15 protein-coding genes and 1 tRNA gene are annotated in these 16945 nt (G+C 69.0%); 7 read left to right on the top strand and 9 right to left on the bottom strand.

The features are described from left to right. Positions 1 to 22 precede the first annotated feature (22 nt). The 9 genes from ACERZO_RS27060 to dnaA form a co-directional block, all read right to left on the bottom strand. A tRNA-Ile gene (locus ACERZO_RS27060) sits at positions 23 to 96 on the bottom strand. A 49-nt stretch (positions 97 to 145) separates the two neighbouring features. Next, the gene (locus tag ACERZO_RS27055; protein WP_372667568.1) at positions 146 to 799 is read right to left on the bottom strand and encodes a DUF3566 domain-containing protein; all 654 of its coding nucleotides are present in this window, start codon (positions 797 to 799) and stop codon (positions 146 to 148) included. 49 nt (positions 800 to 848) lie between these two features. Continuing rightward, entirely contained in the window at positions 849 to 3407 is a 2559-nt protein-coding gene (gyrA, locus tag ACERZO_RS27050) for a DNA gyrase subunit A (RefSeq protein WP_372667567.1), read from the bottom strand. 42 nt (positions 3408 to 3449) lie between these two features. Continuing rightward, complete coding sequence (gyrB, locus tag ACERZO_RS27045) at positions 3450 to 5417, bottom strand: DNA topoisomerase (ATP-hydrolyzing) subunit B (RefSeq protein WP_372667566.1); 1968 nt, start codon at positions 5415 to 5417, stop codon at positions 3450 to 3452. A gap of 197 nt (positions 5418 to 5614) precedes the next feature. Continuing rightward, the gene (locus ACERZO_RS27040) at positions 5615 to 6109 is read right to left on the bottom strand and encodes a DciA family protein (protein WP_372667897.1); all 495 of its coding nucleotides are present in this window, start codon (positions 6107 to 6109) and stop codon (positions 5615 to 5617) included. A gap of 253 nt (positions 6110 to 6362) precedes the next feature. Then, positions 6363 to 7517 carry a DNA replication/repair protein RecF gene (recF, locus tag ACERZO_RS27035; protein WP_372667565.1) on the bottom strand — a complete coding sequence of 385 codons (1155 nt, stop codon included), beginning with the start codon at positions 7515 to 7517 and terminating at the stop codon, positions 6363 to 6365. A gap of 10 nt (positions 7518 to 7527) precedes the next feature. Next, positions 7528 to 8418 carry a phosphogluconate dehydrogenase (NAD(+)-dependent, decarboxylating) gene (gene gnd / locus ACERZO_RS27030; protein WP_372667564.1) on the bottom strand — a complete coding sequence of 297 codons (891 nt, stop codon included), beginning with the start codon at positions 8416 to 8418 and terminating at the stop codon, positions 7528 to 7530. 33 nt (positions 8419 to 8451) lie between these two features. Then, entirely contained in the window at positions 8452 to 9585 is a 1134-nt protein-coding gene (dnaN, locus tag ACERZO_RS27025; RefSeq protein WP_372667563.1) for a DNA polymerase III subunit beta, read from the bottom strand. An 834-nt stretch (positions 9586 to 10419) separates the two neighbouring features. Next, the gene (gene dnaA, locus ACERZO_RS27020; protein WP_372667562.1) at positions 10420 to 12030 is read right to left on the bottom strand and encodes a chromosomal replication initiator protein DnaA; all 1611 of its coding nucleotides are present in this window, start codon (positions 12028 to 12030) and stop codon (positions 10420 to 10422) included. A gap of 577 nt (positions 12031 to 12607) precedes the next feature. Here dnaA and rpmH point away from each other — a divergent pair. The 7 genes from rpmH (at position 12608) to rsmG (ending at position 16943) form a co-directional block, all read left to right on the top strand. Further along, the gene (gene rpmH, locus ACERZO_RS27015; RefSeq protein ID WP_003082934.1) at positions 12608 to 12751 is read left to right on the top strand and encodes a 50S ribosomal protein L34; all 144 of its coding nucleotides are present in this window, start codon (positions 12608 to 12610) and stop codon (positions 12749 to 12751) included. 21 nt (positions 12752 to 12772) lie between these two features. Continuing rightward, a complete protein-coding gene (gene rnpA, locus ACERZO_RS27010) occupies positions 12773 to 13228 on the top strand; it encodes a ribonuclease P protein component (RefSeq protein ID WP_372667561.1) in 456 nt (151 codons plus the stop codon). 5 nt (positions 13229 to 13233) lie between these two features. After that, positions 13234 to 13557: a membrane protein insertion efficiency factor YidD gene (gene yidD / locus ACERZO_RS27005; RefSeq protein WP_372667560.1), complete on the top strand. Its 324-nt coding sequence runs from the start codon at positions 13234 to 13236 to the stop codon at positions 13555 to 13557. 5 nt (positions 13558 to 13562) lie between these two features. After that, on the top strand, positions 13563 to 14693 hold the full coding sequence (yidC, locus tag ACERZO_RS27000) for a membrane protein insertase YidC (RefSeq protein WP_372667559.1): 1131 nt from the start codon (positions 13563 to 13565) through the stop codon (positions 14691 to 14693). A 30-nt stretch (positions 14694 to 14723) separates the two neighbouring features. Continuing rightward, positions 14724 to 15281, top strand: coding sequence for a Jag family protein (locus ACERZO_RS26995; RefSeq protein ID WP_372667558.1), 558 nt, complete (start codon positions 14724 to 14726; stop codon positions 15279 to 15281). A gap of 62 nt (positions 15282 to 15343) precedes the next feature. Continuing rightward, positions 15344 to 15880: a DUF6886 family protein gene (locus tag ACERZO_RS26990; protein WP_372667557.1), complete on the top strand. Its 537-nt coding sequence runs from the start codon at positions 15344 to 15346 to the stop codon at positions 15878 to 15880. Positions 15881 to 16259: 379 nt separating this feature from the next. Continuing rightward, on the top strand, positions 16260 to 16943 hold the full coding sequence (gene rsmG, locus ACERZO_RS26985) for a 16S rRNA (guanine(527)-N(7))-methyltransferase RsmG (RefSeq protein WP_372667556.1): 684 nt from the start codon (positions 16260 to 16262) through the stop codon (positions 16941 to 16943). The last annotated feature ends 2 nt before the right edge of the window (positions 16944 to 16945 follow it).

The raw sequence follows: 16945 nt of genomic DNA, 5'->3' as shown, positions 1-16945 counted from the left end.
CACGGACCGGGCTTGACCTGCGTGGGCCTACCAGGACTTGAACCTGGGACCTCTTCGTTATCAGCGAAGCGCTCTAACCGCCTGAGCTATAGGCCCTTGAACGAGGAGAACTTTACAGGACCCCCGGAGGGGCCCTGCAACCGGGTTACTCTCGCTCCGACAGCGTGACTTCCAGGCCGCCTGCCAGGTCAGCCGACACGTTGTAGATGAACGCGCTCACCGTGGCCAGCGCCGACACCAGGACGATGTTGATCGCTCCCAGGATCGCCGCGATGCCGAACACGCGGCCTGCGCTGATCAGCGGTTCCGAGGATGCGTTGGCTCCTTCGCCGCCCACCAGGGATGAGTACGTTCCGTTCAGCTTGTCCCACACGCCCATGCCGTCCAGCACCGTGTACAGGACGCCGACCGCTACCAGCCAGACGAAGAACATCGCCACGCCCAGCACCAGGGACAGCTTCAGCACCGACCACGGGTCGAACCGCTTCACCTGCAGCGACGCCCTACGCGGGCCGCGGCCCGGACGGCGGAGGGCGCTCGGGCGGGCTCGCTGGGCCGAGGCCGGGGGCACCTCGGCGCCGGACGGTGGGGTGTCGCCGAACAGCTTGGGGGCCGCGCTGCCCGTTACCACCGGGCGCTGGTCCGGGGAGACCGGCTGGGTCTCCCCGGACGGCAGCGCGTCCTCCGTGGCCAGCTTGACCGTCGCTTCGGAGTCGCCGTCCTTGCCAACCCTCTGCCAGGGCGGGCTCGCCGGAGTCCCGTTCGAACCCGCTGCCTCGGGATTCTCGGATGGTGTCACGAAGAGTCAGTCCTTACCCGTGCCGTGGGGCCGCCGTCGGAGAGCAAATTTACTGCTCCGGCGTGGCCGTCGTTTCCTCACCCGCCGCGTCAGGTGCTTCCGGAGCCGGCGCGTCTTCGGGGGTGTCACCATTGGCGACGTCCGAAGGCTCGTCCGCGTTGCGTGCGACGGCGAGAAGAGTGGTTCCTTCGCCGAGATTCATCAGCCGGACCCCCTTCGTCTGCCGCCCTGCCTTGCGCACGTCGCCCGCCGGCGTGCGGATCACGCCGCCGCTCGAGGTGATCGCGTAGAGCTCGTCCTCGGCGTCGACGATGAGCGCACCCACCAGCCTGCCACGTTTGCGGTCGTGCTGAATGGTGAGCACGCCCTTGCCGCCGCGGCCCTGGACCGGGTAGTCCTCGATCGGCGTCCGCTTGGAGTACCCGCCGTCCGTCGCGACCAGCAGGAACTTGCCCTCCTTGACGACGCTGATGCCGAGCAGCTCGTCGCCGTCGTTGAAGCGCATGCCCATCACGCCGGACGTCGGGCGGCCCATCGGGCGCAGTGCCTCGTCGGTCGCGTGGAAGCGGATCGACTGGCCCTCGGCCGACACCAGCAGCAGGTCGTCCTCGGCCGCCGCGAGCACCGCGCCGACCAGCTCGTCGCCTTCGCGCAGGTTGATGGCGATGAGGCCGCCGGAGCGGTTGGAGTCGAAGTCGGTGAGCTTCGTCTTCTTCACCAGGCCGCGCTTGGTGGCGAGCACCAGGTACGGCGCGACCTCGTAGTTCTTGATCTGGATGACCTGGGCGATCTGCTCGTCCGGCTGGAACGCCATGAGGTTCGCCACGTGCTGGCCGCGCGCGTTGCGGTTGGCCTCGGGCAGCTCGTAGGTCTTCGTCCGGTAGACGCGGCCCTTGTTCGTGAAGAACAGGATCCAGTCGTGCGTCGAGCAGACGAAGAAGTGCTGGACGATGTCGTCCTGCTTCAGCGTCGCACCCTGCACGCCCTTGCCGCCGCGCTTCTGCGAGCGGTACAGATCCGTTTTCGTTCGCTTGGCGTACCCCGTGCGGGTGATGGTGACGACGACGTCCTCGACCGCGATGAGTTCCTCGTCGGTGACGTCGCCGCCGAAGCCGACGATCTGCGTGCGCCGGTCGTCGCCGTACTTCTCGACGATCGCCATCAGCTCGTCGCGGATCAGCGCGCGCTGCCGCTCCGGCTTGTCGAGGATGTCCTTCAGGTCGGCGATCTCGAGCTCGATCTCGGCCAGCTGGTCGATGATCCGCTGGCGCTCCAGGGCGGCGAGGCGCCGCAGCTGCATGTCGAGGATCGCGGTCGCCTGGATCTCGTCGACGTCCAGCAGCTCCATCAGGGCCGGCCGGGCCTCGTCCGCGGACGGCGACCGCCGGATCAGCGCGATGACCTCGTCGAGCATGTCCAGCGCCTTGACGTACCCACGCAGGATGTGGGCCCGCTCTTCGGCCTTCTTCAGGCGGAACTTGGTCCGCCGGACGATGACCTCGACCTGGTGCTTCACGTAGTGCCGGATGATCTGGTCGAGCCGCAGCGTGCGCGGCACGCCGTCGACCAGCGCCAGCATGTTGACGCCGAAGTTCTGCTGCAGCTGGGTGTGCTTGAACAGGTTGTTCAGCACGACCTTCGCGACGGCGTCCCGCTTGATCGTGACGACGATCCGCATGCCCGACCGGCTGTTGGACTCGTCGGCGATGTCGGCGATGCCGGTGAGCTTGCCGTCGCGGACCAGGTTCGCGATGTTCTCGACCAGGTTGTCCGGGTTGACCTGGTACGGCAGCTCGGACACGACCAGGATCGTGCGGCCCTTCGCGTCCTCTTCGACCTCGACGACCGCGCGCATCCGGATCGAGCCGCGGCCCGTGCGGTACGCGTCTTCGATGCCGGACGTGCCGAGGATCATCGCCTTGGTCGGGAAGTCCGGGCCCTTGACGCGGACCAGCAGCGCGGCCAGGAGTTCGTCGTCGGTCGCCTCGGGGTTCTCCAGCGCCCAGACGACGCCGTCGGAGACCTCGCGCAGGTTGTGCGGCGGGATGTTGGTCGCCATCCCGACCGCGATCCCGGAACCGCCGTTGACCAGCAGGTTCGGGAAGCGCGACGGCAGGACGTCGGGCTCCTGCGTGCGGCCGTCGTAGTTGTCGGAGAAGTCGACGGTGTCTTCTTCGATGTCGGCCAGCATCTGCATGGCCAGCGGCGCGAGCCGGGACTCCGTGTACCGCATGGCGGCCGCGGGGTCGTTGCCCGACGAGCCGAAGTTGCCCTGGCCGTCGATCAGCGGGTAGCGCAGCGACCACGGCTGGGCGAGCCGGACCAGCGCGTCGTAGATCGCCGAGTCGCCGTGCGGGTGGTAGTTGCCCATGACGTCGCCGACGACGCGGGAGCACTTGTTGTACCCGCGGTCCGGCCGGAAGCCGGAGTCGAACATCGAGTACAGGATGCGGCGGGCGACCGGCTTGAGGCCGTCCCGCACGTCCGGCAGCGCGCGCGACACGATCACGCTCATCGCGTAGTCGATGTAGGAGCGCTGCATCTCCTGCTGGATGTCGACCGGTTCGATCCGGTCGTGGTCCGGCGCCGGCGGCAAGGTTTCCGTCATGGGTCCTTCTCGAGTGCGGGGTGTCGAACGGGAGGGGGACGGCTAGACGTCCAGGAAGCGCACGTCCTTGGCGTTGCGCGTGATGAACGACCGGCGGGCCTCGACGTCCTCGCCCATCAGGACCGAGAACAGCTCGTCGGCCTGGGCGGCGTCGTCCATCGTGACCTGGCCCAGCAGCCGGTTCGCCGGGTCCATCGTGGTCTCCCACAGCTCCTCGGCGTTCATCTCGCCGAGACCCTTGTAGCGCTGGATGGCGTCGTCCTTCGGCAGCTTCTTGCCGGCCTCGACGCCCGCCTGGATGACGGCGTCGCGCTCGCGGTCGGAGTACGCGTACTCCGGTTCCGCCCGCGGCCACTTGATCTTGTACAGCGGCGGCCGCGACAGGAAGACGTGGCCGTGCTCGATCAGCGGCGCCATGAACCGGAACAGCAGGGTGAGCAGCAGCGTGGTGATGTGCTGGCCGTCGACGTCGGCGTCGGCCATCAGCACGATCTTGTGGTAGCGCAGCTTCTGGAGGTCGAACTCGTCGTGGATGCCGGTGCCCAGCGCGGTGATCAGCGACTGGACCTCGGTGTTCTTCAGGACGCGGTCGATGCGGGCCTTCTCGACGTTGATGATCTTGCCGCGGATCGGCAGGATCGCCTGGTACATCGAGTCCCGGCCCTCCTTGGCCGAGCCGCCGGCCGAGTCACCCTCGACGATGTAGAGCTCGCACTCCGCCGGGTTGGTCGAGCGGCAGTCCTTGAGCTTGCCGGGCAGGCCGCCGATCTCCAGCGCGCCCTTGCGGCGGACCAGGTCACGCGCCTTGCGCGCGGCCATCCGGGCCTGGGCCGAGGAGATCGACTTGTTGATGATCGTCTTCGCCTCGGTGGGGTTGCGCTCGAACCAGTCCGCCAGCCACTCGTTCGACGTCTGCTGCACGAACGTCTTGGCCTCGCTGTTGCCCAGCTTGGTCTTGGTCTGGCCCTCGAACTGCGGCTCGGCCAGCTTGATCGAGACGATCGCGGCGAGGCCCTCGCGCACGTCGTCACCGGTCAGGTTGGCGTCCTTCTCCTTGAGCAGCTTCTTGTCGCGCGCGTAGGAGTTGACGACGCGGGTCAGCGCGGCGCGGAAGCCCTCTTCGTGGGTGCCGCCCTCGTGGGTGTTGATCGTGTTGGCGAACGTGTAGACCGACGGCGTGAAGCCGGTGTTCCACTGCATCGCGACCTCGACCTCGAGGCCGGTGCCCTTCGCGTCGAAGGAGATCACGCTGGAGTGGATCGGGTCCTTGCTGCCGTTGATGTGCTTGACGAAGTCCTCGAGCCCGCCCGGGTAGCAGTAGGTCTTCTCCTTGACCCGCGCGACCTTGCCCTCGGCGTCCTCTTCGGTCTCCTCGTCGGCGACGCGCTCGTCGCGCAGGGACAGCGTCAGCCCCTTGTTGAGGAACGCCATCTCCTGCAGCCGGCGCGAGATGGTCTCGAAGTTGTACGTCGTGGTCTCGAAGATGTTGCTGTCGGCCCAGAAGGTGATCGTGGTGCCGGTCTCCGACGCCGGGCCGAGGTCCTCGAGCGGGCCGGGGATCTGGTCGGTGTACTCCTGGCGCCAGCTGCGGCCGCCGTACTTGACCTCGGCGAGCAGCTTCGTCGACAGCGCGTTCACCACCGAGACGCCGACGCCGTGCAGGCCGCCGGACACCGCGTAGGAGTCGCTGTCGAACTTGCCGCCCGCGTGGAGCACGGTCAGCACGACCTCGAGGGTCGGCTTCTGCTCCTTGGGGTGCATGTCGACGGGGATGCCGCGGCCGTCGTCGACGACGCGCACCCCACCGTCGGCGAGCAGGGTAACCTCGACCTTGGTGGCGTAACCGGCCATCGCCTCGTCGACGGAGTTGTCCACGACCTCCTGGACGAGGTGGTGCAGGCCGCGTTCACCGGTGGAACCGATGTACATGCCAGGGCGCTTGCGGACCGCTTCGAGGCCTTCGAGCACCGTGATCGACGACGCGTTGTACTCGCTCTTGTTCTCGGTCACCGGCGTTGTTTCTCCTCGTCTCGCCCGAGCGGACGCTCGCTCCCTCCCAGTGTACTTGGCCGCGTCCGCTGGCATGCGGCAAGGACACCCCTGAGCGCGTCGCAGACGGACGAAATCGGTCCGAGCCGAGTCTTGACGTATTTCGGGAGGCCTGGATGCGTTCTCGGGGCATTCAACCGAGCATCGCGCAACCCGGGTCAGCCGTACGTGTCACGCGGGCCGCGACCCGGCACGTGCCGGGGCCCTTTCCGCCAGCTCGGGGCGGTCGGACCCTGGATCCGCATGCGCTTGACGACGCCGTTCCCGACCCCCGCCGCGATCTTGTGCAGCAGCTTCCCCTGCAGTAGCCGCAGCTGCGTCGCCCACGCCGTGGAGCTGGCGCGGACGGTGAGCTCGCCGTCCTTGAGCGCGACCGGCTGAGCGTGTTCGGCGACGTCCTCGCCGACCAGCCGGGCCCACTGCGCGAAGACGCGGGCGGTTGTGACGCTCTCGTTCCAGCCCCGGTCGGTGACCAGCCGCGAGACGAGCCGGCCCAGCGGCTGCGGGTCACGCGGGTCCGCTCCCGGCCCCGACCAGCGGCGACGCCGGGGGTTCTGGCCCCCGCCACCACCGACCGCGCGGCGCCGGTAACCCGGCGACGTCCCGCGTTCCTTGGCCTTGGCCTTCGCCGCTTCGAGCGCGGCGTGGGCCAGGTCCCGGCCCGTCTGCCCATTCGGAGCAGTGCCACCTTCACTCTGCGTACTTGAAGTAGCCGACCCACGTGGGTTAACCCCCGTGCGAGGGGCGTCAAGCGGCTGTTCCGGGGTTTTGGTCACGCGCGGCGATAACTCGGGCACGGGTTTATCCACACTGTCCACAGGTTTGTCCCCAGATCGGTGGGTAACTGCTGTGTCGGCGATCACACGCGGTGCGCGAGTCGATCTTGCCGACCCCGGTTCGCCCTGCTCAGCCACGCGTGATCTCACCATCCGCCACCACGAACCGGCCGCCGGCCAGCTCGCTGGGCACGTCTTCGTCGACCGCGGCGGTCACCAGCACCTGTTCGGCGCTCGCGGCCACCTCGGCCAGCCGGGCCCGGCGCTTGCGGTCCAGCTCGGCGAACACGTCGTCGAGCAGCAGCACCGGTTCGCCCGCCTCCCCGCGCAGCAGCTCGTAGCTGCCGAGCCGGAGGGCGAGCGCGAACGACCACGACTCGCCGTGGCTCGCGTACCCCTTGGCCGGCGCTTCGCCCAGGATCAGCTCCAGCTCGTCCCGGTGCGGGCCGACCAAGCTGATCCCGCGCTCGAGCTCGGCCTTCCGAGCTTCACCGAGCGCCTTGAGTAGGACGTCCTTCAGGACTTCGGGTTGCGCCCGTTCACCATCCGGTACGCCGTACGTCTCCGGCAGGGCCTCACCCAGCGACGACTTGTACGAGATCTTCGCCGGCCGCGAGTCCGGCGCCACCCCCATGTACGCCGCGGCCGCGTACGGCCCGAGGTCCGCGACGAGGTTCAGGCGCGCGGCCAGCAGCTCCGCGCCCGCCACCGAGAGGTGGTCGTCCCAGACTTCCAGCGTCGAGAGCGCGTACGGGTCTTCGCGGCCTGTACGGCGTTTCCCCGCCGTCTTGAGCAGGGCGTTGCGCTGCTTCAGCACCTTCTCGTAGTCGGCCCGGACCCCCGCGTACCGCGGCGCGCGCAGCACGAGGAGCTCGTCGAGGAACCGTCTTCGCTCGCTCGGGTCGCCTCGGACGAGCGCCAGGTCCTCCGGCGAGAACAGCACCGTGCGCAGGATCCCGAGCACGTCGCGCGGCCGGCCGACCGCGCCGCGGTTGACCCGGGCGCGGTTCGCGCGGCCGTTGGTGATCTCGAGCTCGACCGTCAGCTCGCGGTCGTCGTTGACCACCGCGACCCGCACCAGCGCGCGCTCGCAGCCGTGCCGGATGAGCGGCGCGTCCGTCGCGACGCGGTGCGAGCCCAGCGTCGCGACGTACCCGATCGCCTCCAGCAGGTTGGTCTTGCCGCGACCGTTCTGGCCGACCAGCACGGTCGGCCCCGGGTCGAGCGCGAGATCGGCCTGCGGCCAGGAGCGGAAGTCGGTGACCTGCAGGTGACGCAGATACACCAGCTGCTCCTTACCCGCCGACCTTCTTCACGGCGTGCCCGCCGAACTGGTTGCGCAGCGCGGCCACCGCGCGCATCGCGGCCGAGTGCTCCTGGCGCGAGGCGAACCGCGCGAACAGCGCGGCCGAGATGACCGGCGCCGGCACCGCGTTGTTGATCGCCTCTTCCAGCGTCCACCGGCCTTCGCCGGAATCCTCGACGTAGCCCTCGAGGTCGTCCAGCTCCGGGTCCTCGTCGAGCGCGCGGACGAGCAGGTCGAGCAGCCAGGACCGGACGACCGTGCCGCGCTGCCAGCCCTTGATCACGGCGGGCACGTCCTTGACGACCTTCGCGGCCTCGAGCAGTTCGAAGCCCTCCGCGAAGGCCTGCATCATGCCGTACTCGATGCCGTTGTGGATCATCTTCGCGTAGTGCCCCGCGCCGACGTCGCCCGCGTGCGAGAAGCCCTCTTCGCGCGGGCCTTCCGGGCGCAGCGCGTCGAAGATCGGCATGGCCTTCTCGACGTCGGCCGCGGTACCGCCGACCATCAGGCCGTAGCCGTTCTCCTTGCCCCACACGCCACCGGAGACGCCGCAGTCGACGTAGCCGATGTTCTTGGCCGCGAGCAGGTCGGCGTTCAGCTTGTCGTCGGTGTACTTCGAGTTGCCGCCGTCGATCACCATGTCGCCGGCGGAGAGCAGGTTGCTCAGCTCGGTGACGGTCTGGCGCGTCGGGTCGCCGGCCGGGACCATGATCCAGACGATCCGCGGGCCGTCCAGTTTGGACACCAGGTCCTCGAGCGACGTCGTGTCGCTGACGTCCGGGTTGCGGTCGTAGCCGACCACCTCGTGACCGGCCGCGCGCAGCCGCTCACGCATGTTGAAGCCCATCTTGCCCAGGCCGATCAGACCGAGCTGAACCATGAGATCCCCTTACGTGCTAACGAAAGTTGCGGGTCAGCCCGGGAGGCGGACCGGCATCAGGAGGTAGAGGTAGCCGGGGACGACGTTGCCCTCGGGGTCGGCGGGCTTGATCAGCGCCGGCCGGTTCGGCGTGGTGAACGTCAGCTCCGCCCGGTCGCTGTGGAGCGCGCCGAGGCCGTCGACGAGGTAACCCGGGTTGAACGCGATGGTCACCGGCTCACCTTCGTACTCGACCTGAAGCTCCTCTTCGGCGCTTCCCTCGTCGTCACCGCCCGCGGACAACCGCAGCGAGTTGTCCCCGAACTCCAGTCGTACCTGAGTCCCCCGCTCCGCCACCAGCGAAACACGCTTGATGGACTCGGTGAGAGCGGACACGTCGATGACCGCGCGCGAGGTGTGCGACGCGGGCAGCAGCTGGCGGTACGGCGGGAACTCCGCGTCGAGCAGGCGGGTCGTCGTGTAGCGACCGGAACCGGACAGGCCGAGCAGGCCCTCGCCGCTGGCGAGCGCGAGGCGGATCGTGGCGCCGCTCGCGCCGAGCGTCTTGGCGGCCTCGGCGAGCGTGCGCGCCGGGACGAGCACCGCGGCGTCGGCCAGCCCCTCGGCCGGCTGCCAGGTGAACTCGCGCATGGCGAGCCGGAACCGGTCGGTCGCGACGAGGGTCAGCGAGCTGCCGGAGATCTCGAGCCGCATGCCGGTGAGCATCGGCAGCGTGTCGTCCTTGCCCGCGGCGACGACGACCTGGGTGACGGCCTGGCCGAACGCGTCGCCCGCGAGCTCGCCCGCGAAGGCGGGCTGGGACGGCAGCTGCGGGTAGTCCTCGACCGGCATGGTCGGCAGGGAGAACCGCGCGGTGCCGCACGTGATGGTGGCGCGCGAGCCGTCGACGGAGATCTCGACCGGCTGCGCGGGCAGCGCCTTGGTGATGTCGGCGAGGAGGCGCCCGGAGACCAGCAGGCGGCCGCCGTCGGCGATCGTCGCCGGGACGCCGACCGTGGCGGAGACCTCGTAGTCGAAGCCCGAGACGGTCAGGGCGTCGGAGTCGCCGTCGGAACCGGCGTCGAGCAGGACACCGCCGAGAACCGGCACGGGAGGCCGGGAGGGGAGGCTTCTGGCCACCCACGCGACGGCGTCGGCGAGCCCGTCACGCTCGACGCGGATCTTCATGCGCGCATCCTTTCGACGACCGAGCGCTCGTGGCTCGGGCCAGGCCTGGTTCTCGCGGGACAGTGACCGGCTGCCCCCTCCGGCCGGTCCGCCCTCCCGCTTGCGCGGCCGGAGCGCGGACCAGGTGCAGGCGTCCACGTTAGGCCGTCGCGGGCCCCGCCGTCACCTCGGCCTCCCCTTGACTTTGTCGACTTGCCGACACGTTCTCGCGGCTGTCCCCAACTTCGTCCTTCGCCTGTTTTTGTTTTGTTCTCTCTTAGAAGAGATCTAAAGGCAGTAGCAGTAGTAAGCGGTGTGGATTGTGTGGATCGAGCCCGTTCGCGCAGGTCGGAGCGGTCGCGGGCATGTGGGTAACCGTGGTGGCGGACCTGTGGGTAGATCGGGCCGTCCGTGGATGGTTTCGGGCGACCCCCGATTCGTCCACAGAAGGGCCCGGTTGTCCCCACGGTTGTCCCCAGGTGTGGGGCGTTCCGTCCCCAGGGTCTGGGGGTGCGCGGAGGCGTCCGGTTCGCCCTACCGAGTGACCGGGCCGTCCTGTGCACAGAATGTGGGCAACCTGTGGAATCAGCGTGGACAAGGGTGTGGATGCGCTGTGGATCACCTGTGGGCGGGGTGTGGACGGAATCCGCGTCGTCGCTGATGGGAGATCCGTTGGCACTGTGGGCAATCCGCCCACACCATGGGGAAAGGTCCTTGTGTACAAAGAATTTTCACGAGTTTGGCGAAGCACGCGTACGCGTGCTTCGCTGCTTCGCGCGCGTACGCGTCCAAAGACGACAAAGGGGCGTCCACATTGAGCGGACGCCCCGAAGTCGTTGGGAGGTAAGGGATGTGCTACTGGCGGGCGCGCTGCTTGATGCGCGACGTCAGCTCCTGCACCTGGTCGTAGATGCGCCGGCGCTCGGCCATCTCCTTGCGGATCTTCTTGTCCGCGTGCATGACGGTCGTGTGGTCGCGGCCGCCGAACGTCTGCCCGATCTTCGGCAGCGACATGTCGGTGAGCTCGCGGCAGAGGTACATCGCGATCTGGCGGGCGGTGGCGAGCGCCTTCGTCTTGCCGGGGCCGCACAGGTCGTCGAGCGTCACGTCGAAAAACTCGGCCGTGACGCCCATGATGGTCGGCGCGGTGATCTCCGGCGCGTGCGAGTCCGGGATCAGGTCCCGCAGGACGATCTCCGCGAGCCCGACGTCGACCGGCTGCTGGTTCAGGGACGCGAACGCCGTGACGCGGATGAGCGCGCCTTCGAGCTCCCGGATGTTCGCCTCGACGCGCGAGGCGATGAACTCCAGGACTTCGCCCGGCACCGCCAGCCTGTCCTGCGCGGCCTTCTTCCGGAGGATCGCGATGCGCGTCTCCAGTTCGGGCGGCTGGATGTCGGTGATCAGGCCCCACTCGAACCGCGTCCGCAGCCGGTCTTCCAGCGTCTCGAGGCGCTTCGGCGGGCGGTCGGAGCTGACGACGATCTGCTTGTTCGCGTTGTGGAGGGTGTTGAAGGTGTGGAAGAACTCTTCCTGCGTACCTTCTTTGCCTTCCAAGAACTGGATGTCGTCGACGAGCAGGATGTCGATGTCGCGGTAGCGGCGCTGGAACGCGACCTTGCGGTCGTCGCGCAGCGAGTTGATGAAGTCGTTCGTGAACTCTTCGGTCGAGACGTACCGGACGCGCATGCCGGGGAAGAGCCGTTGCGCGTAATGGCCGACCGCGTGCAGCAGGTGCGTCTTGCCGAGCCCGGACTCACCCCAGATGAAGAGCGGGTTGTACGCGCGGGCCGGCGCTTCGGCGACGGCGACCGCGGCCGCGTGCGCGAAGCGGTTGGACGCGCCGATGACGAACGTGTCGAAGGTGTACTTCTCGTTCAGCTTCGTCTTCGACGTCTGCGGCTGCGCCGGCGCGGTGTAGGGCTGGCCGGCGATCGGCTGCCCGGAGAACGTCGGCCAGATCTCGTGGACGGCGGCGAGCGCCTCGCCTTCCTCATCCACCTCTTCATCTGTGTCGTCGCCGTCGTCGGCCTTCGCCGCGACGGACGGGTGCGGCGGCATCGGGGGCGCGGGTTCGGGACGCGGCGGCGGCATCATCGGCGCGCCGTTGCCCGGCAGCGCGGGAGCGGGCTCGGGGCTCGCGCCGTTTTCCACCCGGCCGGGTGACGGCACGTACCGGGGCGCGGGCGACGGCGCGACGGTCTCGGCGCTGTCCACCTTCACCGCGAGCGAGATGGCGCGGCCGAGCCGCCGGGAGAGCGCGTCGGTGATCGCGCCGCGCAGACCGCGTTCGATCGCTTCCTTCGCGAAATCACTGGGGGCCGCCAGCAGGGCGGTGCCGTCGAGCAGACCGATCGGGCGGGTCACGCGCATCCAGGCGCGCTGCTGGGGGGACAGGGTCCCGTCGGACAGTTCGCGTACCACCTGTTCCCAGATGACGCCCAGATTGTGCTGGTGCTCCGACACCGGTCTGGCTCCCCTCCCCTCGTCGGCGTGGACGGCCGAACGCCCCTGGTCACGCGGTCCGGTACGCATCAGCGGACCCGCGTGTGCACCGGCACAGCGAATATCCACATAGTTGTCCACAGCTGTGCACTAATGTACGGCGACCCGCGGCGACGCCACCTGCGGGCTCGTCGTACGCCGGTGGGCACTCCACCACCCGGATACTCGTGCACCTCGACCGGTGACCCGAGAGAGGCACGCTAACAAGCCCCGCCCGCTGCCACAAGGCATCCTGGGCGGCAAGCATTTCACGGTGTACGGCGTGTTGCCATTCGGTGCCCCGGCGTTGACGATCTCGCGCTCGCGAGCCGGTCGCGCACCGTGGCCGAGGGGGTGCTTACCGGCCGCCCGACGGGGGTGCGTACCCTCGTAAGGTCTCCCGTATGCGACGGGTGCTATTCGCGTGCCCACGTTGTCGTCGCTCGTCGTGACGAGGCCACACGTTGGTAGGAGACACCAGAGACTGCCGTGCGCCCGCACGACACGCCAGACGACGGGGCGGAAACCCCGGCGTCCGACGCGACACACAGGAGAAGCAGTGAGCAAGGGTAAGCGCACCTTCCAGCCGAACAACCGCCGCCGCGCGAAGACGCACGGCTTCCGCCTGCGCATGCGGACGCGTGCCGGCCGGGCCATCCTGGCGGGCCGCCGTCGCAAGGGCCGCGCCGCGCTGTCCGCCTGATCCGGCACGTCGGGGCGCGCCGTGCTGCCGGCTGCCGCACGTCTGCGGCGGAGCGAGGATTTCCGCGTGGTTCTCCGTCGCGGGTCCCGGGCAGGCAAGCGCCGCCTCGTCGTCCACGCGCTGACCACGGACCCGTCCGGGGCTGCCGACGCTGTGCAGTTCGATGACACAGTGCCGTCGGTGGCCAGGGCGGGTTTTGTGGTGAGCAAGGCCGTCGGCAACTCGGTGGTCCGCCACCGCGTCACCCGGCGGCTGCGTCACCTCGTTTCGGCGCGGCTCGGAACCCTGCCGCCCGGCAGTGCGTTGGTCGTTAGGGCATTGCCGCCGTCCGCGACCGCGTCCAGCGCCGAGCTCGGAGCCGATCTCGACGCAGCGTTGCGTCGGCTTGGTCTTTCACCGTCGCGCCGTCCGGCCGGGGATGTCCCCCGCCCGACGCGTCCCGCGGACGCGACCCCCGACCACGGATCAGCGGTGTGACCGGCATGCGAGCCACCCCCGAGCACGACCACACGCACGACGTCGAAGCCGAGCCGCTGAAGCCCGGTCCCGTCGCCTGGGTCCTGTTGCTCCCCATCAAGCTCTACCGCAAGGCGATCTCGCCCTTCCTCCCACCGGCTTGCCGGTTCTACCCGAGCTGCAGCGCGTACGCAGTCGAAGCCCTCACCCGGCACGGTGCCGGCCGCGGCTCCTACCTCGCGCTGCGCCGGCTGTTGCGCTGCGGCCCGTGGACACCGCCCGGCCGCGATCCCGTGCCCGAGGAGTTCTCGTGGCGCCACCGACGACCTGAAACACCGATCGAGGAGTAGCAGCAGTGCTCGATTTCATCTACTACCCCGTGTCCTTCATCCTCTGGTGTTGGCACAAGGTCTTCGGGTTCGTCTTCGGGGAAGCCGCGGCGATCTCCTGGATCCTCGGCATCATCTTCCTGACGTTCACGGTCCGCGGCATCATGTTCAAGCCGTTCGTGAACCAGGTCCGGTCGATGAAGAAGATGCAGGACTTCGCGCCGGAGATGAAGAAGCTCCAGAAGAAGTACGCGAACGACAAGCAGCGCCAGGCGCAGGAGATGCAGAAGCTCCAGCGCGAGCACGGCGTCAACCCGCTGGGCAGCTGCCTGCCGATGCTGCTCCAGATCCCGGTCTTCATCGGCCTGAACCACGTCCTGCGCGCGTTCACGATGCCGCCGCCCGGTGGCGGCCCGAAGACCGAGAACTACTTCTTCACCCAGCACGACGTCGAGTCCTACGTCAACGCGAAGCTGTTCGGCGTCAACCTCGGTGAGGCCGTCTACAACGGCGTCGGGGTCGTCAGCGGTGGCGCCACGAACGTCGGCTTCCACTGGAACGTGCTCCCGGTCGCGCTGCCCCTGATGATCGTCGCGTCCATCGCCACGCACCTCACCGCGCGCCACTCGGTGGCCCGGCAGAACGCCGCGTCGGCCACCCCGCAGACCGCGATCATGAACAAGCTGACGATGTACATCTTCCCGCTCGGTGTCCTCGTCTTCGGTGCGCTGTTCCCGCTCGGCCTCCTCTTCTACTGGCTGGCGAACAACGGCTGGACCCTGATGCAGCAGCGGCTCGTCTACACGAAGATCGACAAGGAAGAGGCGGCCCGCAAGGCGGAGGCCGCGGAGAAGCGCGCGACGCTCGGCCCGAAGCCGGGCCAGAAGCCGACCGCGCCGAAGGTCGGTCAGAAGCCGGTTCAGCAGAAGAAGAACCAGCCGGCGCAGGGCGGCTCGCAGAAGAAGGTGACCAAGGCGGGCTCGGCGCACGGCTTCGCGCAGACCGCCTCGGGTGCGTCTGCTGCTTCGGCTGCCTCTGCCGACGGCGACCAGACCCCGGCCGACACGAACGGCCAGAACGGCTCGAAGGACAACGGCACCGGGGTGCCGGGCCTTCTCAAAGACTCGACCAGGAAGTCGGGCCGGAAGCGCCGCTGAGGCGCGACCGGTTCGGAGAGGAGACGAATGATGTCGGAGACGATCGAAACGATCGAAGCCGATGAGGACGACGTGACCCCGGCCGCGACAGCGGACGCGGCGGGCGAGGAGAAGGCGGGCGGTGACGACATCCTCGTCCAGGAGGGCGACATCGCCGGTGACTACCTCGAGCGCCTGCTCGACCTGCTCGACTACGACGGTGACATCGACCTCGACGTGGAAGCCGGCCGCGCGATCGTGAGCATCGACGGCGGCGAGGACCTCGAGAAGCTCGTCGGCCCGCGCGGCACCGTGCTCGAGGCGCTGCAGGAGCTGACCCGCCTGGCGGTCCAGCAGGAGACGGGCTCCCGCAGCCGCCTGATGCTGGACATCGCGGGCTGGCGCGCGGACCGCCGCGAGGAGCTCCGCGAGCTCGGCCGTTCGACGGCGGAGTCGGTCCTGCAGAGCGGCGAGCGGGTGCGGCTGCAGCCGATGAGCCCGTTCGAGCGCAAGGTCGTCCACGACGCCGTGGCGGCGGTCGCGGGCGTCACGAGCGAGAGCGAGGGCGAGGACCCGAAGCGCCGTGTGGTGATCTTCCCGGAGTCCTGAGACTCGGTTCCGCCGAAGCGGCCCCACTTGACTCGGTCAGGTGGGGCCGCTTCTTTTGTGCCATGCGCCCGGCACCCGGTGAGGTCGTCCACTTCTCGGAGGACCCGACGATCACGCGCTTCGAGCCACACGTCGCCGCGACGGCTCAGCAGCCGGAGGCGTACGTGTGGGCGGTCGGCCCGGAGCGGGCACCGGACTACTGGTTTCCTCGCCAGTGTCCCCGCGCGATGGCGTGGGTGACGCCGTCGACTTCCTCGGCGGACCGGACATGGCTCGGGTCGGCTCGGGTGCACGCGATCGAGTACGGGTGGCTCGAGGAGATGCGGACGGTCCGGTTGTACGCGTACCGGTTCGCGGCTTCTTCGTTCCGGCCGTTCGGCGAGCACGCGCATGCGATGGTGGCGTCGTCGGCAGTGTCGCCGCTGGGGCCGCCTTCGGTGGTTGGGGATCTCCTCGGGTTGCACGAGGATGCCGGGATCGAGCTTCGGGTTGTGTCGAACCTGTGGGTGTTCGTCGACGCCGCGGCGGGGAGTTCGCTCGGGTTCAGTGGGATCCGGCTGCGGAACGCGAAGCCGCGGCCGAGCGAATTACAGCGGTGATGTTTCACGTGGAACTCGCGGCTCGCTGGGGGACGGATCCTCTCGCCGGCGGCGACCGCTCCCGCGGCGAGGTAGAGGTGTCCCGTCGGCAATGTGGATGAGGATCACTGCCTCGGCCGGCGATGTCCGCCGAGCTTGGTCGCGTAGCCGGCCTCGGCCCGAGCAAGCCCGGCCCTGCGGCGGTGGCGTCGTCGCGGAACGCGAAGCGGCTGCTGAGCGAATTACAGCGGTGATGTTTCACGTGGAACCGCCTTCGCCGCGCCGCCGGGTGAGTGGAGTTGTCCACATCTGCGGCTCGTCGGCTCGTTTTCGGCTCGGCATCGGGGACAATCGAAGCAGCGCGGTTTCACGTGAAACCGGCGGACGAGGAGTAGACGGAGTGAGCTTGGATCAGGCCGCGGAGACGGTGCGGGCCGCGGCGGAGCGAGTGTTCGGTGCGCGGGTGGACCAAGCCGCTGGGTACGTCGAACTCCTCGAGCGTCACGGTGTCGAGCGTGGGCTGATCGGGCCGCGGGAGGTCGAGCGGCTGTGGGAGCGGCACGTCCTCAACTCCGCCGTCATCGGTGAGCAGATGCCCGAGGGCGCCCGCGTCGTCGATGTCGGGTCGGGCGCCGGCCTTCCGGGAGTACCGCTCGCGATCGCGCGACCGGACCTCGATATCGTCTTGCTCGAACCGATGGCCCGCCGGGTGGACTGGCTGGCCGAGGTGGCCGAGAAGTTGGAACTCCCGATCACCATCGTCCGTGGACGCGCGGAGGAGCGGCCTGTGCGTGAGCAGCTCGGTGGCGCCGACATCGTCACCGCTCGCGCGGTCGCCCCGCTCGCCCGGCTCGCGGACTGGTGCTTGCCGCTCGTTCGCTCCGACGGCTTCCTGGTCGCCCTCAAGGGCGCCAGCGCGGCGGACGAGATCGAGCGGGACGGTGCCGCCATCCGCAAGGCCGGCGGGGCCGCTCCACTGATCGTCGAATGCGGTGCCGCAGTACTAGAGGTCCCCAGCACGGTCGTGAAGATCCGTCGCCTCCCAGCAGCAAGCAAGCCGAAGGCACGGAGCAAGAAGCGTTAACG

This window comes from Amycolatopsis kentuckyensis (genome assembly GCF_041679295.1).
Lineage (GTDB): Bacteria > Actinomycetota > Actinomycetes > Mycobacteriales > Pseudonocardiaceae > Amycolatopsis > Amycolatopsis kentuckyensis_A.
This window is presented reverse-complemented; position numbering and strand designations above follow the sequence as displayed.

Bases quoted from the DNA above. Each gene is read 5' to 3' on its own strand.
- ACERZO_RS26995 (WP_372667558.1), top strand. From the start codon at position 14,724: ATGTCGGAGACGATCGAAACGATCGAAGCCGATGAGGACGACGTGACC.
- gyrA (WP_372667567.1), bottom strand. From the start codon at position 3,407: ATGACGGAAACCTTGCCGCCGGCGCCGGACCACGACCGGATCGAACCG.
- gnd (WP_372667564.1), bottom strand. From the start codon at position 8,418: ATGGTTCAGCTCGGTCTGATCGGCCTGGGCAAGATGGGCTTCAACATG.
- yidD (WP_372667560.1), top strand. From the start codon at position 13,234: ATGCGAGCCACCCCCGAGCACGACCACACGCACGACGTCGAAGCCGAG.
- ACERZO_RS26990 (WP_372667557.1), top strand. From the start codon at position 15,344: ATGCGCCCGGCACCCGGTGAGGTCGTCCACTTCTCGGAGGACCCGACG.
- dnaN (WP_372667563.1), bottom strand. From the start codon at position 9,585: ATGAAGATCCGCGTCGAGCGTGACGGGCTCGCCGACGCCGTCGCGTGG.